The 18763-nt window shown below is 54.9% G+C and carries 20 protein-coding genes; 5 read left to right on the top strand and 15 right to left on the bottom strand.

Annotated features, from left to right (window positions below):
- Nucleotides 1-309: 309 nt before the first annotated feature.
- The 9 genes from pth to hrcA all read right to left on the bottom strand — a co-directional run bounded on the left by pth (nucleotide 310) and on the right by hrcA (nucleotide 9880).
- On the bottom strand, nucleotides 310-870 hold the full coding sequence (gene pth, locus ACQY36_RS06295) for an aminoacyl-tRNA hydrolase (RefSeq protein ID WP_428078388.1): 561 nt from the start codon (nucleotides 868-870) through the stop codon (nucleotides 310-312).
- 3 nt (nucleotides 871-873) lie between these two features.
- Entirely contained in the window at nucleotides 874-1539 is a 666-nt protein-coding gene (locus ACQY36_RS06290) for a 50S ribosomal protein L25 (RefSeq protein WP_428071532.1), read from the bottom strand.
- Nucleotides 1540-1585: 46 nt separating this feature from the next.
- Nucleotides 1586-2530: a ribose-phosphate diphosphokinase gene (locus tag ACQY36_RS06285; RefSeq protein WP_428057198.1), complete on the bottom strand. Its 945-nt coding sequence runs from the start codon at nucleotides 2528-2530 to the stop codon at nucleotides 1586-1588.
- Complete coding sequence (gene glmU / locus ACQY36_RS06280) at nucleotides 2523-3926, bottom strand: bifunctional UDP-N-acetylglucosamine diphosphorylase/glucosamine-1-phosphate N-acetyltransferase GlmU (protein WP_428071828.1); 1404 nt, start codon at nucleotides 3924-3926, stop codon at nucleotides 2523-2525. Before glmU ends, ACQY36_RS06285 begins: the two co-directional genes overlap by 8 nt.
- A gap of 201 nt (nucleotides 3927-4127) precedes the next feature.
- On the bottom strand, nucleotides 4128-5363 hold the full coding sequence (gene mtaB / locus ACQY36_RS06275) for a tRNA (N(6)-L-threonylcarbamoyladenosine(37)-C(2))-methylthiotransferase MtaB (RefSeq protein WP_428078386.1): 1236 nt from the start codon (nucleotides 5361-5363) through the stop codon (nucleotides 4128-4130).
- The gene (locus tag ACQY36_RS06270) at nucleotides 5363-6058 is read right to left on the bottom strand and encodes an RsmE family RNA methyltransferase (RefSeq protein WP_428078384.1); all 696 of its coding nucleotides are present in this window, start codon (nucleotides 6056-6058) and stop codon (nucleotides 5363-5365) included. Before ACQY36_RS06270 ends, mtaB begins: the two co-directional genes overlap by 1 nt.
- A gap of 210 nt (nucleotides 6059-6268) precedes the next feature.
- Nucleotides 6269-8152 (bottom strand): molecular chaperone DnaK, encoded by a 1884-nt coding sequence (gene dnaK / locus ACQY36_RS06265; protein WP_428078382.1) that lies wholly within the window; start codon nucleotides 8150-8152, stop codon nucleotides 6269-6271.
- 50 nt (nucleotides 8153-8202) lie between these two features.
- Nucleotides 8203-8787, bottom strand: coding sequence for a nucleotide exchange factor GrpE (locus tag ACQY36_RS06260; protein ID WP_428057188.1), 585 nt, complete (start codon nucleotides 8785-8787; stop codon nucleotides 8203-8205).
- Nucleotides 8780-9880 carry a heat-inducible transcriptional repressor HrcA gene (gene hrcA / locus ACQY36_RS06255; RefSeq protein WP_428078380.1) on the bottom strand — a complete coding sequence of 367 codons (1101 nt, stop codon included), beginning with the start codon at nucleotides 9878-9880 and terminating at the stop codon, nucleotides 8780-8782. Before hrcA ends, ACQY36_RS06260 begins: the two co-directional genes overlap by 8 nt.
- 631 nt (nucleotides 9881-10511) lie before the next feature.
- Between hrcA and ACQY36_RS06250 the strand changes: the two genes are divergently transcribed.
- From ACQY36_RS06250 to ACQY36_RS06240, 3 genes are read left to right on the top strand one after another with little or no spacing between them, the layout of a single operon-like run.
- The gene (locus ACQY36_RS06250; protein WP_428078379.1) at nucleotides 10512-11321 is read left to right on the top strand and encodes a TatD family hydrolase; all 810 of its coding nucleotides are present in this window, start codon (nucleotides 10512-10514) and stop codon (nucleotides 11319-11321) included.
- A 29-nt stretch (nucleotides 11322-11350) separates the two neighbouring features.
- Complete coding sequence (locus ACQY36_RS06245) at nucleotides 11351-11926, top strand: hypothetical protein (protein ID WP_428078377.1); 576 nt, start codon at nucleotides 11351-11353, stop codon at nucleotides 11924-11926.
- Nucleotides 11927-11986: 60 nt separating this feature from the next.
- Nucleotides 11987-12724: a hypothetical protein gene (locus ACQY36_RS06240; RefSeq protein ID WP_428078375.1), complete on the top strand. Its 738-nt coding sequence runs from the start codon at nucleotides 11987-11989 to the stop codon at nucleotides 12722-12724.
- Nucleotides 12725-13002: 278 nt separating this feature from the next.
- Here ACQY36_RS06240 and rplT read toward each other — a convergent pair whose 3' ends face one another.
- From rplT to ACQY36_RS06215, 5 genes are all read right to left on the bottom strand, one after another.
- The gene (gene rplT / locus ACQY36_RS06235; RefSeq protein WP_428057178.1) at nucleotides 13003-13350 is read right to left on the bottom strand and encodes a 50S ribosomal protein L20; all 348 of its coding nucleotides are present in this window, start codon (nucleotides 13348-13350) and stop codon (nucleotides 13003-13005) included.
- Between the two features lie 12 nt (nucleotides 13351-13362).
- Nucleotides 13363-13569: a large ribosomal subunit protein bL35 gene (locus tag ACQY36_RS06230; RefSeq protein WP_087287291.1), complete on the bottom strand. Its 207-nt coding sequence runs from the start codon at nucleotides 13567-13569 to the stop codon at nucleotides 13363-13365.
- A gap of 100 nt (nucleotides 13570-13669) precedes the next feature.
- Complete coding sequence (gene infC, locus ACQY36_RS06225) at nucleotides 13670-14209, bottom strand: translation initiation factor IF-3 (protein ID WP_428057175.1); 540 nt, start codon at nucleotides 14207-14209, stop codon at nucleotides 13670-13672.
- Nucleotides 14210-14282: 73 nt separating this feature from the next.
- Nucleotides 14283-14717 (bottom strand): hypothetical protein, encoded by a 435-nt coding sequence (locus tag ACQY36_RS06220; protein ID WP_428057173.1) that lies wholly within the window; start codon nucleotides 14715-14717, stop codon nucleotides 14283-14285.
- Nucleotides 14718-14808: 91 nt separating this feature from the next.
- Nucleotides 14809-15609, bottom strand: coding sequence for a head GIN domain-containing protein (locus ACQY36_RS06215; RefSeq protein ID WP_428078373.1), 801 nt, complete (start codon nucleotides 15607-15609; stop codon nucleotides 14809-14811).
- Between the two features lie 193 nt (nucleotides 15610-15802).
- On the opposite strand from ACQY36_RS06215, the gene nusB reads away from it, so the two are divergent.
- Nucleotides 15803-16213, top strand: a complete 411-nt coding sequence (gene nusB / locus ACQY36_RS06210; protein ID WP_428057169.1) for a transcription antitermination factor NusB — start codon at nucleotides 15803-15805, stop codon at nucleotides 16211-16213.
- A 5-nt stretch (nucleotides 16214-16218) separates the two neighbouring features.
- Nucleotides 16219-18201, top strand: a complete 1983-nt coding sequence (gene ligA, locus ACQY36_RS06205; RefSeq protein WP_428078371.1) for an NAD-dependent DNA ligase LigA — start codon at nucleotides 16219-16221, stop codon at nucleotides 18199-18201.
- Nucleotides 18202-18251: 50 nt separating this feature from the next.
- Here the strand turns inward: ligA and ACQY36_RS06200 are convergent.
- The coding region (locus tag ACQY36_RS06200) for a type IV pilin protein (protein WP_428078369.1) at nucleotides 18252-18763 on the bottom strand (512 nt) is incomplete at its 5' end.

The raw sequence follows: 18763 nt of genomic DNA, 5'->3' as shown, positions 1-18763 counted from the left end.
AAAAAAAAAAAACAAATCAAGGCCTTCCAGGCCCTGGAGCTCTGGCCTGGCCAGGGTCTAGCAATAGACGGTGCTATTAGTTAGATGGGAACAACAAAGGGGGTATGCACCCGTCTGGTAAGACCGAGCCGCCCCTCCCTTTCCCTGACGGTTTCATCCGACTAGTGGAGCCACACCGTTTAAGCTATGTTGCCAAGTACCGTAAAGTCTGCACGGCCGGCAAGGCCCCTTTTTCTTTTGCAAGAAAAAGTACAATAAAAAAGCGAAGCACATTGGCTCCGCCTTTTTCATATCCATTAAAAGTTCACGTCAGTTAAATTGGTTCATCGCTTTCTCAATGCCCTGCGTAAAATACAACTCCAGGGCTTCCACCGCGCGGTCCAGCGCGCCTTCCAGCGCGGGCAGTTCCGACTTGGGGAAATTGGAAAGCACAAAATTGGCCAAATCAAATTTTTCGGGTTTCGGGCCTACGCCTACGCGCAGGCGGGGAATATCTTGCGTGCCCAGCTGTTCAATGACGCTTTTCATCCCCTTCTGGCCGCCGGCGGAACCGTTTTTGCGGATGCGCAGTTTGCCCACTTCCAGGGATACGTCGTCAAAACACACCAGGCAGTTTTGCGGCGGGATTTTATAGAACCGGGCCAGGCTGGATACAGCCCGACCCGATTCGTTCATATAAGTAGCGGGTTTGATGAGAAAAACATCGTGCCCTGCCACGGAGACTTTGGCATACGCTCCCAGGTTCTGCCAGGCTTTCCAATCGGCCCCCCACTTGCGCCCTGCGGCGTCCAGCGCCATAAATCCGGCGTTGTGCCGCGTGCGCTCGTATTGGGAACCGGGATTGCCAAGACCCGCCAGGAGGTATTGCATAAGCTATTTCTTCGCGGCGTCCTTGGTGAGGTTGCCTTCTTCGTCCTTTTTGCCTTTGGTGGAAGAGCTTTCCGGCGCGGCGGCGGCATCGGCGGCCGGGGCGGCGGTTTCTTCTTCTTTCAGTACGGCCAAGTGGACGACCGGGGCTTCCGGGTCGGTAACGAGTTCAACGCCTTCGGGCAGTTTAACGTCGCCGGCGAGGATACCTTTGTTGATGGTCATCGGGGTGATGTCCACCACGATTTCGTGCGGAATCGCGCTCACGAGCGCGCGCACTTCCAGCTCACGCAAAATGTGTTCCACAATGGCGCCGTAGTTGACCACATCGGCAGGCGTACCTTCCAGTTTAAGCGGGACGACCACGTCCATTTTGTCCTTCATGCTCACGCGCTGAAAGTCGGCGTGAATCGGGTTGTCGGTTACTACGTGATACTGGATTTCTTTAACCAGCACGAGTTCTTTCGCGCCGTCCAAGGTTACTTCCACCAGCGTGTTTTTACCGGCTTTCACGATTTTTTCCAAATCTTTTACGCTTACGGTAACGCTAACGGGTTCTTTGTGTCCGCCGTAGATAACGGCCGGGACGTTCTTTTCGGCTCTGATTTTAGAGAGAGCCCCTTTGACGCCGATCCCTTCGCGGGCGGCGGCAGAGATAGTTACTTTTTCCATTTTATCCTCCAAATTTTCTAACGAAAATTTTGAAATTTAGTTTTTGTTAATTGAACATATCGCTGATGGAGCGGCCGTCGTGGTTGCGTTTAATCGCGTCCGCCAGCAAGTACGAGACGGACAGCACGTCCACTTTCGGCCCCAAGTCGCGGATGGGAAGCGAATCGGAAATGATCAGCTTCTTAATGTCGGACTTGTTGATTTTATCCATCGCGTTGCGGGACAGCAAACCGTGCGTGCAAACCGCATAGATTTCGCGCGCGCCCCGCTCTTTGATTTTCTGGGCCACGGTGGTAAGGGTGCCGGCCGTGTCCACGATATCATCAAAAATAATAGCCACTTTGTCCTTCACGTCGCCGATGACGTTGTAGACCACCGCCTCGTTGGCTTTGGGGCGGCGTTTATCAATAATAACCAGCCCCGCGTCCATGCGGGCCGCGAACTTGCGGGCGCGTTCCACGCCGCCCACGTCCGGGGAAATGACCACCAAATCTTTTCTGTCAAAATCTTTAAAATAATCCAGAAACACCTTGCGCGCGCGCAGGTGGTCCACCGGGATGTCAAAAAACCCCTGGATTTGGCCGGCGTGCAGGTCCACCGTCATAATACGGTCCGCTCCGGCTTTGGTAATTAAGTTGCTCGCCAGCTTGGCCGTAATCGGCACGCGGGGAGAGGCCTTGCGGTCCGCGCGGGCATAGCCGAAGTAGGGAATTACCGCAGTGATTTTGCCGGCGCTGGCGCGTTTGAAGGCGTCAATCATAATCAGCAGTTCCATCAGGCTTTCGTTGACGGGCGGGCAGGTGGGCTGAATTAAATAGCAGTCGTGCGCGCGCACGCTCTCCAAAATCTGCACGTCTATTTCGCCGTCGGCAAACCGTTCCACGCGCAGCTTGCCCATATCCATATTCAGGTGATTGCAAATCTTCTGCGCCAGGGCAATGTTGGCATTGCCGGAGAAAATCCTTAAATCGCCGTTTACGCTTTTAGTCATTTTTCTTTACACCTTTTTTTTCCAGAACGACCTGACGCGAACGGGCAATACCCAGGGATTCCGCCGGAACCTCTTTGGTGATGGTAGACCCCGCGCCGATTTTTGCATATTCGTGCACCGTTACCGGCGCCACAAAATTTACGTTGGACCCTACGAAAACATGGTCCTCAATAACCGTCTGATGCTTGTTTTTGCCGTCGTAATTGCAGGTGATGGTTCCCGCGCCCACGTTCACCCCGGCGCCCATTTGCGTGTCGCCGATGTAGCTGAGGTGGTTGACTTTGGAGCCTTCCCCGATGACGGACTTTTTAATTTCCGAAAAATTACCCACTTTTGCGCCTTTTTTCAAGACGGATTTCGGACGCAGGTGCGCATAGGGCCCCAGCTGGCACTCGTCGGCCACTTCGGACTCTTCAATATACGTCCCCATTTTAAGGGCCACATGGTCCCCGATGACGGAATCTTTGATATAGCAGTTGCCTTCAATATAGCAGTTCTTGCCGATAACCGTTTTGCCGCTGATGTAACAGCCGGGGCAGATAACCGTATCCGCGCCGATTTTAACGCCCGGATCAATAAACACTTCTTTGGGGCGGACGAGGGTAACGCCTTCATCCATCAGGGCGTTGGCCACGCGGTCGCGCATGATTTGCTCGGCCTCGGCCAGCTGCGCTTTGCTGTTAATGCCCAGGGCCTGTTCGTAATCCCGGCCGGCAAACACCAGCACCGGCTGGTTCATCTGCTTGATGAGGGCCAGCGTATCGGTCAGGTAAAATTCGTGCTTGGGGCCCTGCGGCACCAGCTGCGTAAGCGCCGTTTGCAGAGATTTGGAGCTAAAAACATACATGCCGCTGTTGATTTCAGCGATTTTTTTGGTGTCTTCGTCGGCGTCGGCGTCTTCTACAATGTTTTCAAACGCGCCGTCCGCCGCGCGGATAATGCGGCCGTAGCCGGCCGGATCCGGCACCGTTACGCCCAGTACCAGCGCGCCGGCTTCGCTGCCTTCAAACACATTGGCCATTTCGGCCAGTGTTTGGGACTTTAGAAGCGGCGTATCGCCGTTTAACACCAGGACGGTTTCAAATTTTTGCAAGAGCGGCAGGGCGGCTTTTACCGCGGAAGCGGAGCCGGACAAATCGGTTTGGCGCACAAATACCACGGGCGCGGTAATGCCCCAGTCGTGCAGGCCCGCCTGTACGGTGTTTACCACCGTGTCCGCCTCGTGACCGACCACAATGCCGATGGCGGCGGGACCCAGGTCTTGGGCCGCCTTTAAAATATGTGCAAGTATGGGAATTCCGCAAACGATATGCAGCGGTTTGGGAAGGGGGGACTTCATCCGGGTGCCTTTGCCGGCGGCCAGGATAAGAACACACAGATTTTTTTTGGCTACCATTTTGTTTAACTCTTGCCTAAAAAGAATCTAACTTGTTAATGAAAAATCAGGAACAAATTATATAAATATTATACCAATAAACCGCCAAATCTGCAAAGCCGGAGTGTTGGCACTTCCTGCCATAGGCGGGGCATTACATCTATTTTAGCATTTTGGGACGCGCCGAACGGGCAAAAAAGGTCCTATCCGCAGGCAAAAGGGTTATTTCTGCAATACACGGCCGAAACATAGGGGGCCTTCGGCCCGGGTGATTTGGGCGCGCACCAGCCCGTGCGCCTGGGCCGTGTTTTCCAACACGACCGGCTGGAAGTTGGAGGTAATCCCGTGCGGGAGGCCGTTTTTATGCTCTTCCACAAATACTTCCTGCTCCGTCCCCGCTAAAGACGCGGCGAACGCGGCGCGAAGTTCTTTATCCAGCGCACGCAGCGTTTCGGAGCGGCGTTTGATTTCCCCGGGCGGCAGCTGTTTAAGGGCGGCGGCGGGAGTGCCCGGCCGCGGCGAATAGCTAAACACGTGCAGGCCCGCGAGGTTTACCTCGCGGATAAAGGCGACGGTCGCTTCAAAATCCGCTTCCGTTTCGGTGGGATACCCGGCAATTACGTCCGCAAAAATGCCGATTTGGGGCACGTGTTGGCGCAAATCCGCCACGCGCGCACGGTAGGCGGCGGTATCGTAATGGCGGTTCATATCTTTTAAAACTTTATCGCACCCGGCCTGCAAAGGCAGGTGGAAATAGTTGCAGAAACGGTCCGGCCGCGCGCTCATCAGGCGCACCACGCCGTCCGTAACCGTTTGAAGCTCTATAGAGGAAAACCGTATGCGGAACCGCCCCGGCAGGGCGGCGATGTTTTCGCACAAAGCGGCCAGATCCGCCACCGTCTGCGGGCAGCGGTAATTGCCGATATTAATGCCGGTAAGGACTATTTCGGCAAAGCCCTTGCCTTCCAGCGTTTTGATTTCCTGCAGTACGTCCGCGAGAGGCTTGGAGCGTTTGTCCGGCCGCGCGTACGGCACAATGCAATAGGAGCAGAAGCAGTCACACCCGTCCTGTATTTTGATAAACGCCCGGCTGTGCCCTTCGTGGCCGGACACCGTCCAGCACACGTCTTCGGTATTAAACAAAGCTTTGCCCAATTCGTATTTGCCCACGATTTCGGCCTGCGGGAAAGCGGCGCGGATGGCGGACGCATGGGCGGCGGCGTAGCACCCCGTCAGCACCAGGCGGGCGCGGGGGTTGCGGCGTAAAATCTGACGGATTTGTTTTTCCACGTCTTTATCGGCCTGATGGGTAACGGTGCAGGTGTTGAGCACGCAGATGTCGGCGGTTTCAAAATGTTCCGCAGGGACGGCCCCGGAACGCAAAAACTGTTCCAGAATAGCCTGGCTTTCCACCTGGTTGACGCGGCAGCCGAATGTTTTGATAAAAAAGGTTGTCATTATAAGAGTTTGGCGGCCACGGCGATACAGGCCGTTTCCGCGCGCAGAATGTTTACGCCCAGCGTAACGGGCAGCACGTTGTATTGGGCGGCGATGACGATTTCTTCATCCGTCCAGCCCCCGGCGGGCCCCACAAATACGCGCAGGCGTTTGGGACCGCCTAATTTTTCCAGCCCCCAGGAAAGCGTATGCGTCTCCTCCGCTTCGTAAGCAATCAGCGAAGGGATTTCCTGCGCCAGCGCCTGCGGGAACTTAACGGGCGGCAGGATGGCGGGAATAAAGGGGGTATCGCACTGTTTGCAGGCGGAAATCATAATCTGCCGCCAGCGGTCGTTCTTGCCGTCCCATTTTTTCAGCACGTCGTATTCGCTGCGTTCGGTCAGCACGGGGCGGAACGCCGCCACGCCCAGCTGGGTGCATTTATCCAGTACATCTTCCAGCCCGGTGCGGGAATTGGGCGCAAAGCACAGTTCCAGCTCCAGCGCAGGCCGGCGCACCGCGCGGGGTTTTAACAACGTGCCGCGCACGAACTTTTTTTGAATCCGGTCAATCCGCGCCGTATACTGGCGGCCGGTGCCGTCAAACACCAAAATTTCGTCCCCTTCCTGATGGCGCGCGACGGCGGACGCGTGGTGCGCCTCGGCGTCCATAAGGAAAAATTCGGTTTCTTTGATATCGGCAAAGTATTGGGACATATGGATATTGTAACTTTTAAATACTTAAAAGTAAAAATATACCTAAAAATAAAATGCGGGTTTTTTGTTACTTTTTTCCGATGAAAAAGTAAATAAAATTAGGGAAACTCCCCGGGTTGAAGCCCGAAATATTGCGAATGCGCCTAATAAACTCAAAAGAGGGGAACCGTACGGTTCCCCTCTTTAGTCGATTTACCCACCTGATAATGCTTATTTGTCCACGACTTCCGCTTCCACTACGTCGTCTTTGCCGCCGTTTGCGGCTTGGGCGTTCGCATTCGCGTCGGGGCCCGGCTGGGCTCCGGCCGCCTGCTGCGCACCGCCTTGGGCCTGCTGTTTGGCCTGGGCGTCTTTATACATCGCTTCGCCCAATTTCTGGCCGGCCTGCAGGGCCGCGTCGGTAGCGGATTTGATTTTGGCCGCATCGTCGCCTTTGAGGGCTTCTTTGAGGTCGCCCAAAGCGCGGTCAATGGCCAGGCGGTCGTCCTGGGAGACTTTATCGCCGTACTCTTTCAAAGACTTTTCAGTCTGGTAGAGCACGCTGTCGCCCTGGTTTTTGGCTTCAATCAGTTCTTTGTGTTTTTTGTCTTCGTCGGCGAATTTCTCCGCGTCTTTGACGAATTTTTCCACTTCCGTATCGCTGAGTTTATTGGGCGAGCTGATGGTGATGTGCTGCTCTTTGTTCGTACCCAAGTCTTTCGCGGACACGTTTAAAATACCGTTGGCGTCAATGTCAAAGGTAACTTCAATCTGCGGCACGCCGCGCGGAGCGGGCGGAATACCGTCCAGGTCAAACTTGCCCAGCGGCACGTTGTCTTTGGCCATGGGGCGTTCGCCCTGCAGGACGTTGATGGTAACGGCCGGCTGGTTGTCCGAAGCCGTAGAGAACACCTGCGTCTTGCGCACCGGGATGGTGGTGTTGCGTTCAATCAGGCGCGTGCACACGCCGCCCAGGGTTTCCAGACCCAGGGAAAGCGGGGTAACGTCCAGAAGCAGAACATCTTTTACGTCGCCGGTCAAAATACCGGCCTGCACGGAGGCGCCGATCGCGACGCATTCCATCGGGTCAATACCGCGTTCAATTTTTTTGCCCACCAGGTCTTCCACGTATTTCTGCACAATGGGCATACGGGTCGGGCCGCCGACCAAGATGATGCGGTCAATCTGCGACGCGGTCAGCGAAGCGTCGGATAGGGCCTGCTCCACGGATTTGCCGCAGCGTTTGACGATATCGTCCACCAAGCTTTCCAGTTTGGCGCGGGACAGTTTAAGCTCCAAGTGTTTCGGGCCGTCGGCACCCGCGGAAATGAACGGCAGGTTGATGTCGGTTTCCATGGTGGTGGAAAGTTCAATTTTCGCCTTTTCCGCCGCGTCTTTCAGGCGCTGCTGGGCCTGTTTGTCTTTGGAGAGGTCAATCCCCGTCTGTTTGCGGAATTCGTCCACCATCCACTGGATGATGGCATTATCCATATCCGTACCGCCCAGCTGCGTATCGCCGGAGGTGGAAAGCACGTCAAAGGTGCCTTCTTTGCCCATTTCCATAATGGTAACATCCAGCGTACCGCCGCCCAAGTCAAACACCATTACTTTCTGTTCTTTGCCGGCTTTATCAATGCCGAAGGCCAAAGCCGCCGCGGTCGGTTCGTTGACCAGGCGCACCACTTCCAACCCCGCGATGCGGCCCGCGTCTTTCGTGGCCTGGCGCTGGTTGTCGTTAAAATAAGCGGGTACCGTGATAACGGCTTTTTCCACCGGTTCGCCCAGGAAGGCTTCGGCGTCTTTTTTCACTTTCTGCAAGACGAAAGCCGAAAGCTGCTGAGGCGTAAATTCCTGTCCGCGCAAGTTATATTTGTAATTTTCCCCCATTTTGCGCTTGAACGCGGTTACGGTCCCTTCCGGGTTGGCGATGGCCTGGCGGCGGGCCGGTTCACCCACCAAGCGCTGGCCGTCTTTGGTAAAAGCGACATAAGACGGAAACGCCTTGCCGCCGATAGAACTGCCTTCGGCAGACGGAATAATCGTTCCTCTGCCGCCTTCCATCACCGCGGCGGCGGTGTTGGAGGTGCCCAAATCAATACCAATAATTTTTGCCATACTGTTGTTTCTCCTTTTAAATCAAATTTTTACCCCACCGGCGGAAAGCATTACCCTTCCGCATGCTGGCCGACAATCACGCGCGCGGGGCGCAGCACTTTGCCGTCCATGGTAAATCCCATCTGCACTTCCTGAAGCACGAGCCCGTCCTGGTCTTCCGAAGACGGAATCATCGCCACCACTTCCTGGGCGGCCGGATCGTAGGGTTTATCCAGCACGTCCATATGCTCAATTCCCTCGGCCTTAAAAGCTTTTTCCAGCTCCGCAAACACCATATTCAGCCCGTCTTTGACGGCCTTGAGCGAAGCGCTGCACTCCCCGGCGTCCTGGTCTTTGGCCAGTTCCGCACGCTGGCGCAGGAGCACCTCGTAAGCGGGAAGCAGTTTCTCGGCGAATTCTTTTTTTCCGTACGCCAGGAAAGCCGCTTTTTCACGCTCGGTGCGTTTACGGTAATTGTCAAAATCCGCGCTCAGACGCACCAACTGTTCATAATAGTCGGGCTTCTTTTCGGCGGCGGGTTCGTCTTCCGATTTTACTTCAATTTCCGGTTCACAGACTTCCGGCAACTCCCGTTCATCCAGTTCTTGCCCGGCGGCCTCGGGCGCGCCGTGTTTATGCTGATGTTTTTTACTCATAATCGTTTTCTTCCCCGGCGGGCAGCGCCGTCCAGTTTTTCATGGACGCTTCCAAGAGGTCCCCGATAAAATTTACCAAAGACATTACTCTTGTATATTCCATATGCTTCGGGCCGATAATGCCCAGCATGCCCACCGTTTTGTCCCCCACGCGGCACGCCGTAGAAACGATGCTGAGGTTTTTTAGTTCCTGCAGCGCGTTTTCACTGCCGATGCTCACGTTTAATTTCTGGTTGGATTTCTCCATATCCGTCATTTTCTCGTTTAATAACGAGGAAAACCGTTCGCGCTCTTCCACTACGCGCATCATTTGTTTCAAATCTTCGTAATCGGCTTCGGTCGTATTTTCCAGCAGGCGGCCGATTCCTTCCACGTATAATTCATCGGCGCCCGTCTGCGGGCGTTCAATGTCTTTAAGCACCTGGGTGGCCAAGTCCGCCATATCCGCAATTTCGCGGTGGCCGGAATGGATGTGATGCCACAGCACCTGGCGCGCTTCGGCCAGCGTCATACCGGCAATTTCCTGGTTGATAAACCGGCTGAGCACCCGCAGGCGGGCAGGCTCAATGACGTAACCCGTGCGTACGGGCCAGTGCCGCACCGCGCCGGACTGCGTAACCAGCACCGCCAAAATCATCCCCGGAGCCAGCGGAATAAAATCAAGCCGCTGTACGCGCTGGTCTTCCACGTGCGCCGTATACACAAACCCCGCCGCGCCCGAAAGCATCGCCAGCAGGCGCGAAGTCTGCACCAGCATATTGTCCACTTCGCTTACGCGCTCGTCGTACTGTTCTTCAATGCGCTGGCGCTCCTGGGCGGCCATTTTCTGTACGCTGGCCAGGTAGTCCACATAATAGCGGTAGGCTTTATCGGTCGGGATGCGGCCGCCGGACGTGTGCGGCTGGTAGAGATAGCCCTCTTCCTCCAGTTCTTTCATAATGTTGCGAATCGTGGCGCTGGAAACATCCTGCAAGGCGCCTTCGGCAATCATCTGCGAACCGACCGGACGGCGGGTTTCCACAAACTGCTGGACCACCCACCGCAGGATTTTTTCTTTACGGGCTTTGGCGATTTCCGGTTTTAGAATTCTCATACCTTTTTCCTAAAAATCTCTTCGGGAAAATGCTTTTTATTTTAGCACTCTTTTGTCCCCTCTGCTAAAATTATATGCAATTATTTTATTTTTGTCAACCCCAATTTTAGACTGCTAGTTTTGAACCTTTAACCGGACCGCCTTTCTATTCAAAGAACAATTATATCTCCTTGTAGTATAGAAAGGGATGGGCCGGGGCACAACCGTTTTTTTAGATTAGTTGCGCGCGCCTCCCGCAAGGTGCGGCAAACGGGGAAACGGCACAAACAGGGCGGCTGCGCCAGTCAAACCGGCGCGTATAAAGAACTGTGGCCCGGAAACGACGCTGTAGTAATTGCGCAGGGACACGGCCTGAACCGTGTGGCCCGGCTAATCAAACAGGCGCGCATAGAGAACCCCGGCCTGGAAGCAACGCTGTGGTAATTGCGCAGGGACATTGCCTGAACCGTGTGGCCCGGTTAATCAAACAGGCGCGCATAGAGAACCCCGGCCTGGAAGCAACGCTGTGGTAATTGCGCAGGGACATTGCCTGAACCGTGTGGCCCGGTTAATCAAACAGGCGCGCATAGAGAACCCCGGCCTGGAAGGCCCCTATGGCGGGAAAGCCCGGTAAAAAGATACAATAATACATATGCAATTTATAGACTCTCACGCCCATTTAAACGACCCGGCCTTTGACCCGGACCGCGAAGAACTCATCACCCAAAAACTGCCCGAAGCGGGCATTGCGCTCAGCGTGGAAATCGGCTGTGCGCCCGAAGAATGGACCCCCGCGCTGGAGCTGGCGGCCCGGCACCCCTCTTTAATCGGCGCCGTGCTGGGCGTTCACCCGGAATACGCTTCTAAATTAAACCCGGCTAATTTAAAAGAACTCGCCGCCCTCCTGCCGGACAAACGCAACCTGGCGGTGGGCGAAATCGGTCTGGATTATACCTGTTTTGAATTTACCGCCAAAGAACGCCAGCAGGAAGTGTTTTCCCAAATGCTGGCGCTGGCGAACCAAGTGCAAAAGCCCATCGTCCTGCATGTGCGCCGCGCAGGCGAAGATTACGCCGCTTACGACGATACTTTCCACGCGTTAAAACACGAATGGAAACCGTCTGCCGCCGCCGGCCATCCGGGCGTACTGCACTGCTTCTGCGCCCGTTACGAAGAAGCCAAACGCGCGCTGGACATGGGGCTTCTTTTGGGCATCAACGGCTGTTTTACCTATAAGAAGAATGAATACATCCGCGAAGCCGTCAAAAAAGCGGGCTCGGATAAAATCATCCTGGAAACGGACTGCCCGTATCTTTCCCCGCAGGGCAGACGCGGCCTGCGCAACGACCCTTCCAACATTCCGCTCATCGCCGAATTTGCGGCCGATTATTTGGACATCCCTCTAGAGCAGCTGGCGGAAATAACCGTACGCAATACAAAAGCATTGTACGGACTGGTTTAAATTTGTTATATTTTTGAAACAGAGGGTTTATGAAAAAATATATTTTACTTCCGCTGGCGGCGGCTGTAATGCTGGCCGGCTGCACCACCAAAGAACAGGACCAGCAAATCCGCACGTTCTGGATGAAACAGTATATGAACGTGATGGTAAAACTGATGTCTAAAAAGATGGACAGTCTGCCCCAGGCCGCGCGTCAGAAACTGGCCGCGCCGCAGGTTCGCACCGGCGGGCAGAACGTTCACCAGCCGCAGCGCACCCAGCCTGCGCCCCAGCCGCAGATTATGGAAGTAACCCTGGACACCGACGCCCTGCCGGGCCGCGCCCCGCACGCCGACCGCGTGCGCATGAAACGCGCGCTGGAAGCGGTGCAGATTTCCAACCAAAATATACTGAGCGACATTGCCGTCACCTTTGGCGACAACGTCAAAACGCAGGCGCTTGTACTGACCGCCGGCACCGAACGCCAGTTAAAACAAACCGCGGCCAACAGCGCCAGCTTCGCCGCTTATTTCGTCGCCCAGCAGCAGCTGCTGGCACAGCAGGAACAGCAACTCAACCAGCTGATGAAACAAAACGCCGGCAGTATCAAAAAAATCCGGAAATAGCCGTTTCATCCGCACCGGCAAATTGCCGGCACCAATTTTTCTCTGTCCGGGAGCCAGCGTATGGGCCGCTTTAAATTTATTCTGCTGTTAATTTTCATCGCCGTATCCCTGCATTTTTTTGCCAAAACCCTGCGCACCCTGCTCACGCTGGTGGAGACGCCTGCGCGCCAATATGCCGCCGCCTATGCAGATCCGCAGGCTACAGCCCGGCCGCCCCGGCGCGAGCCGCCCGGCCCTTCGGTAACCGACCAGCTCTCCCGCCAAATACGCCGCCTGATGCACCAGCTTTCTGACATCCGCCCCAAACGCACCCCGTCTCCGCGCCGCCAGGAAAGGCCTCCGTTTCCGCCGCCGGAACACCTGCCCGCCCCGCAGGCAACCCCGGCGCACGAGCCGTCCTTTCTGCAAATTACGCTGGAAGATTTGCGCCCGCCCATACGCAACCCTCACCTGGGCGCGGAAGCGTCCGCCCGGTTAGACGGCCTGCTGTCCGCACGCCGCGCACGCAACGCCAACCTGGCCGATGAAACCGAAGCTTTGTTCGGCGCGGCGGCCAAGCGCGAAGTTATCCGCATTTTAATTGACGACGAACGCGCCTGCACCGCCAATGCCAAAGAAAGCAAATCCGCCGCCGAATTTGCGCGCCGCCAGCGTAAAACAGACGAAACCACCGAACAGAAATTAAGCGCGGTATTTGAACGCTATAAAGCCCATTACAACCGCCGCGCCACAGACAATTCCCCGGAATGGAATCTTTTCTTTAAACGCGTAAACGACTTTAAAAAAGCAAACGATTGATATACGCCCCCTTCCAACCGGACGGGGGTTTTAAACACCGCCGATGAGCCCTTCCGCCGCCGGGCCGGGATATGTGTTCCGCGGGTCCGCGCAACATACCCGGCCGCCCCAGGCACCCGCGCGCAGCCGACTATTTCCGCCCCGCGCGGCAGCGTATAGGCCGCCGCATATTTACTGCCGCAACAATGAAACTCCCCGGGCTTCAGCCCGGGGGTTTTCAACCGATACAAAAAGCCCCGCTCAAACGAGCGGGGCTTTTACTTGCAAAGCAGAAACGCTTAGGCGGCTTTTACCACGTCCACCAATTTCTTGAAGGACACCGGGTCTTTAATCGCCATCTCAGACAACATTTTGCGGTTAAGCGTAATGTTGGCTTTGGTCAGGCCGCTGATGAATTTAGAGTAAGACAAACCTTCCTCTCTCACCGCGGCATTGATGCGGGTAATCCACAACTGGCGGTAGGTGGTTTTTTTGTCTTTGCGGTCCACGTAAGCATGCACGCCGGATTTATCCAGCTGCTGGGTGGCCATGCGCAAGCGGCGGGATTTATCTCCGTAATAGCCGCTGGCTCTTTTCAATACTTTTTTCTTTCTGGCGTGTCTGGCAACGCTAAATTTAATTCTCATGTTTCTAACCTCTTATTTAGCCATCGGGAGATATTTTTCCAAAATCTTCCCTTTGTTGGACTCGGGCGTGATGACGCCGGTCTTTCTGGTTTCGTGCTTTCTGGAGGCAGAAACAGGCGTTAGCAAGTGTTTTCTGCCGGCTTTTCTGTGGGTGAATTTACCCGTGGCGGTTTTTCTGAAGCGTTTTTTGCCGCCGCTGTGGTTTTTAAGTTTAGGCATTGTATATTACCTCGTTTAATTAGCCCTTTTTTTGACAACCCGGCCGGGAGCCGGTCAAGCCCCGTGCGCGGTTAACTGCAAAAAGGACCTAAAAATCTGTTTAGTTTTTGGGCACGAACGTCATCGACATACGGTTGCCCATCGCCTGCAGGCCGCCGTCCACGTTGGCGAGTTCGGCCAGGCGTTTGGCCGTATCGTTTAAAATCTGGATGCCGATGTCTTTGTGCTGGTTTTCGCGGCCGTGGAACACCACGGTGAAACGAACCATGTCCTTCTTGCGAAGGAACTCTTCAATTTGGCGGATTTTCACGTCCAAATCGTGCGGAGCGATGCGCGATTTAATGCGCAGCTCTTTTAAAGTTACTTTGGTTTGTTTCTTTTTGGCTTCCGCCGCTTTTTTTCCCTGTTCGTAAACATACCGGTTGTAATCAAGTATCTTACACACAGGAGGCTGGGCGTTGGGTGAAATTTCCACCAGGTCCAGCTCTTGTTCTTTGGCCATGGCGATGGCTTCCGCCACCGGCTTGACCCCGAGCATCGTACCGTCGGAGTCAATCAGTCTGACTTCGGGCACGCGAATGTTCTGGTTTCTGCGATAGAGATCTTTTTTGTATTCTCTTCTGTTATCGTATCTGGCCATTTAATTGTTCTTTCAAAAAAATAGTTCCCCTCTGTGGGAACAGTATTATTATACCATCTTCCCTTTGGGGGTGTCAATTGCCGTCCGGGGGGTTCGGGGCCGAATACGCCAGCACGCCGCGTTCGTATAACTCCCACCCCTGCGGCAGGCGTTTTAACAGCCACGCGGCATTCGTCCAGCGCGGGCCTTCCTGCGTAAAAGACCGCTCCAGCACCGCCGGCGCCGTTTTAACGGGAACAAAAAGCTCCGCTTTCGTCCCGTCCGCGGATAAAACCACATAGGCCGCCAGCGCCGCGCTTTCCTGTTTGGAAACCGGCAGCAGAGCGATGCCTTCCTCCCACAGCCGGACGCACGCCTTTTGCACGCCGCTCCAGGTGTAGCCGGCCGAGCCGATGCAGTTATGCGCGTCCCGGTCCGCGCCTGCAAGCCGCTGTTCCGGCACGCCCGTATGGGAGCACGCGCCCAGGCACGCGCACGCCAGGATACCTGCTAAAAGTTGTTTATTCATATTCAAATTATATAAAAATATCTGCCTGCCAACGGGCCATAACCTAATAAAAAGGCCTCCGCTGAGGAGGCCTTTTATAAGAACAGCAGGATTAATCGTAATCCCGGTCCCGTATGATTTTTTTCAAGTTGCCTTCGCGGTTAAGGGTTATCGGATTGCCCTTGTATTCAATCTTGCCGCGTCCGTTGGCCACGGCATGCAAGAGGTTGGAGGCATATACTTTCACGTCGCCCGAACCATTGGCATACGCATGCACCGTATCGGCGCGCAGGTCGTCGGCGTCAATTTCGCCGGAACCGTTGTTTTCCACAAACGCTTCGCGCGCTTTGCCGGAAAGGTCAATGTCCGCGCGGTCCGAAGCGGCAGCGCGCACGCGGTCCGCCTCTAAGCGGCCCAGGTCAATCTCGGCGCGGCCGGAAGCCGTGGCCGACACGGCCGACGCCTGCACAAAATCAGCCGAAAATTCCGAATCCTGCGTGGCGGAAATGGTTAAATCGGCCGTTTTTAACATGCCGTGCACTTCAAAATCACCGCCCTGGGACAGCGTAACGGAGCGCAGTTCGGGCGCGGCCACCGCCACGCGCAAATGATGCTCGCCGCGGATATGCACCGGGCGGGTAAACCCCACCACCAGCACGCCGTCTTCCACGCGCACGTCCGCCAGCGCCACCAGGTTTTCGCGTCCGCTGACCGTAACGGAAGAGCCGGGCTGCTGCGTAAAGTCCACCTCCGCGTCGCCGCGTACGTCCACCGCGTTAAACGCGGGCAGTTTTTCAAGATTCTGGGACACGTACCGGCCTTCGCCGCGTACGGTCTGCATTTTTTGTCCGAAAGAAGGCAGCGCCAGCAACAGCGCGCAGACGGACAGCAAGGCTATATTTCTTTTTTTCATTTGTTTCCCCCTTTCCCGCGTCTGCGGGAACATTCATATAGTATCACAAAAAAGCGTACAAAAACCAGGGTAAAAAAACATTAGACGCCGCCCGCGCAAGAGGTTCGCCGGGCAGACCTGCAAGGACGAAGGAAATTTGCTAGAATTTATATAACTTTTATTATAATTCTCAACGATTTTTAAGGTGAAAAAAATGAGCAACAGAAGAATGGCCCGGGAATGCGCCCTGCAGTCGCTTTATTACGCCGACAGCGCCAAATCGGCGGACGAAACCAGCGTGACGCGTTACGCGTCGGATTTTAAAAGAGAACTCGGGGACTGCTTCCCCTTCTGCGAAGAACTCGTCGGCGGCACTACGCGCCACCTGAAAGAAATAGACAAGATGGTCTCCGCGTACGCCAAAAACTGGACCATTTCGCGTATGTCGGCGGTGGACCGCTCCATCCTGCGCATGGCCACCTACGAAATGGTGTTCAGCCCCGAACGCACCCCCGTCCCGGCTATTATAGACGAAGCCATTGAGCTCGCCAAAAAATACTCCACCGAAAATTCCAGCAAGTTCATCAACGGGCTGTTGGACCAGCTGAAAAAAGAACGCAAATAAAAGTTATGCATCCGAAAGAAGAAATTGAGCGGCTTAAAAAACTGATCAATTACCACAATAATCTGTACTATAATTTGGACAATCCCGTCTTGTCCGATACGCAGTACGACGAACTTTACAAACAATTAAAAGACCTGGAAGAGCAGTACCCGCAGTACCGCACCAAAAACTCCCCCACCCAGCGTGTGGGCGGCCAGGCGGGAGAATTGTTCTCCCCGGTCAAACACGCGGTGCCGATGATGTCGCTGGACAATTCCTACTCGCCCGACGAAATCCGCGAATGGTACGAACGCGCCGAAAAAACCCTTCAGCGCAACGATTTTGAAATGGTGGTGGAAGCGAAAATAGACGGCGTGTCCTGTTCGCTGACGTACGAAAACGGCATTCTCGTTACGGCGGCCAGCCGCGGGGACGGCAAAACCGGCGAAGACATTACCGCCAACGTCCGCACCATTAAAAACATTCCGCAAAAAATAGAAAACGCGCCCGCCGGTATGCTGGAAATCCGCGGGGAAGTGTATCTGGAAAAGAAGGATTTAGCCGCGCTGAACGAAAAACAACTGCTAAACGCCGAAAATATTTTTGCCAACACCCGCAACGCCGCCGCCGGCTCCCTGCGCCAGAAAGACCCGCAGATGACCGCCCAGCGGCCGCTTAAATTTTTTGCACATTCCTTCGGCGCGGGCAACATCTCGGCAGACAGCTTCAGCGGTTTTATTGATTTGTGCAGACAGTGGGGTTTTTCCGTCTGCCCCGCGCGCACGAAAACGACGCAAATGTCCGAAGTAATCCGTTTTTACAATCAGTTTGACGCGGCCCGCCACCAGCTGCCCTACGACGTGGACGGCCTGGTGGTGAAAGTAAACCGTTTTGAATACCAGCGCATTTTGGGCGTAACCGCCAAAAGCCCGCGCTGGGCGATAGCCTTTAAATACCCGGCCCCGCAGGCCACCACCACCGTGGAGAACATTCTTTTCTCCGTCGGCAGAAGCGGCGTCATCACCCCCGTGGCCGAACTGAAACCCGTGGCGGTGGGCGGCGTAACGATATCCAACGCCACCCTGCATAATTTTGACGAAATCAACCGCCTGGGCCTGCGCGTGGGCGACAGCGTGATTATTGAACGCGCCGGGGAAGTGATTCCCAAAGTGGTTAAAGTAGCCGAACACAAGGGCGGGCCGGACGTATTGCCTCCCGCCGCCTGTCCTTCATGCGGCGAAGGCGTTTATAAAGAGCCGGATGAAGTGGGTTATTACTGCGTCAACCCGTCCTGCCCCGCGCAGCTGCGCGCGCGCCTGCTGCATTTTGCTTCGCGCGGCGCCATGGATATTGAGGGCCTGGGCGAAGTGGTAATGGACCAGCTGCTTGAAAACAAATACGTGGCGGACTTTGCCGATATTTACAACTTGTCTTTCCTGCATTTGCTGAACCTGGAAAACTTCAAAGACAAAAAGGCGCAGAACCTGCTGGACTCCATTGAAGCCAGCAAACAAAAGCCGCTTTCCCGACTGCTGTTTGCGCTGGGCATTGCGTTTGTGGGCGCGAAAACCGCCGAAATTTTGGCGGACCGCTTCCGCACCCTGGACGCGTTAAAAGACGCGCCGCTGGAAGAACTGCAAAGCGTGCGCGAAGTGGGCGAAATTGTCTCGCACAGTATTTATGATTTTTTCAGAAGTCCGCGCGCGCTGGAGCAGATTGAACGCCTGCGTGCGGCGGGGCTTAATTTTACGCAGCCCAAAAAAGAGCTGGCGGGCAATATCCTGGACGGGAAAACGCTGGTGTTTACGGGCGAACTTAAAACGATGTCGCGCACCGAAGCCGAACTGCTGGCCAAAGAATACGGCGGCAAAGCCAGCGGAAGCGTATCTAAAAAAACGTCTTACGTGGTAGCCGGAGCGGAACCGGGAAGCAAGCTTAAAAAAGCGCGCGAGCTGGGCGTACCCGTGCTAAGCGAAGAAGAGTTTTTACAATTAATCGGAAAAAAATAATATCCATATCGCACATCAAGCCGCCGCGTTTAATATGCGGCGGTTTTTTATTACAGTTGCAAAGAAGCGCACAGCTGCTTGCCCCATTTGCGCCAGCCGTGGGGATAGCACTTTCTTTCTCCGGTGTTTAACGATACGGCCACCACCGCTTTCCAGCTGTCTTTCATACAACCACCGGACCATCCGTTATTTTTCCCGTGCTCGCACAAAGGCATATAGGCGCATTGTGTTTTTTCATCCGGGCAAAAGCTGCCCTCTCCCCCTCTAATGGCAATATATACATTTTCCCCGCACTTAAACTGGTCGCTAATCCCTTCCAAGGGCATACACCCGCTGGGGATATCCATTCCCAGTTCATCCAAAGATTTGGCATAAACGCCATTCGCCAAATAATAAGCCGATTGTAATTGATACACGTGCGCAAGAAGCGGCAAATGTTTACTAAAGCGGGATTTGAGCACCGCAAATTCATACTGCGGCAAGGCGACAGCCGACAATATGCCGATAATTAATACGACCACCAACAGCTCTATAAGCGTAAATCCGAGGCTTTTCTGCACGG

Origin of the sequence: Candidatus Avelusimicrobium alvi (genome assembly GCF_958451995.1) — a bacterium.
Taxonomy (GTDB): domain Bacteria; phylum Elusimicrobiota; class Elusimicrobia; order Elusimicrobiales; family Elusimicrobiaceae; genus Avelusimicrobium; species Avelusimicrobium alvi.
This window is presented reverse-complemented; position numbering and strand designations above follow the sequence as displayed.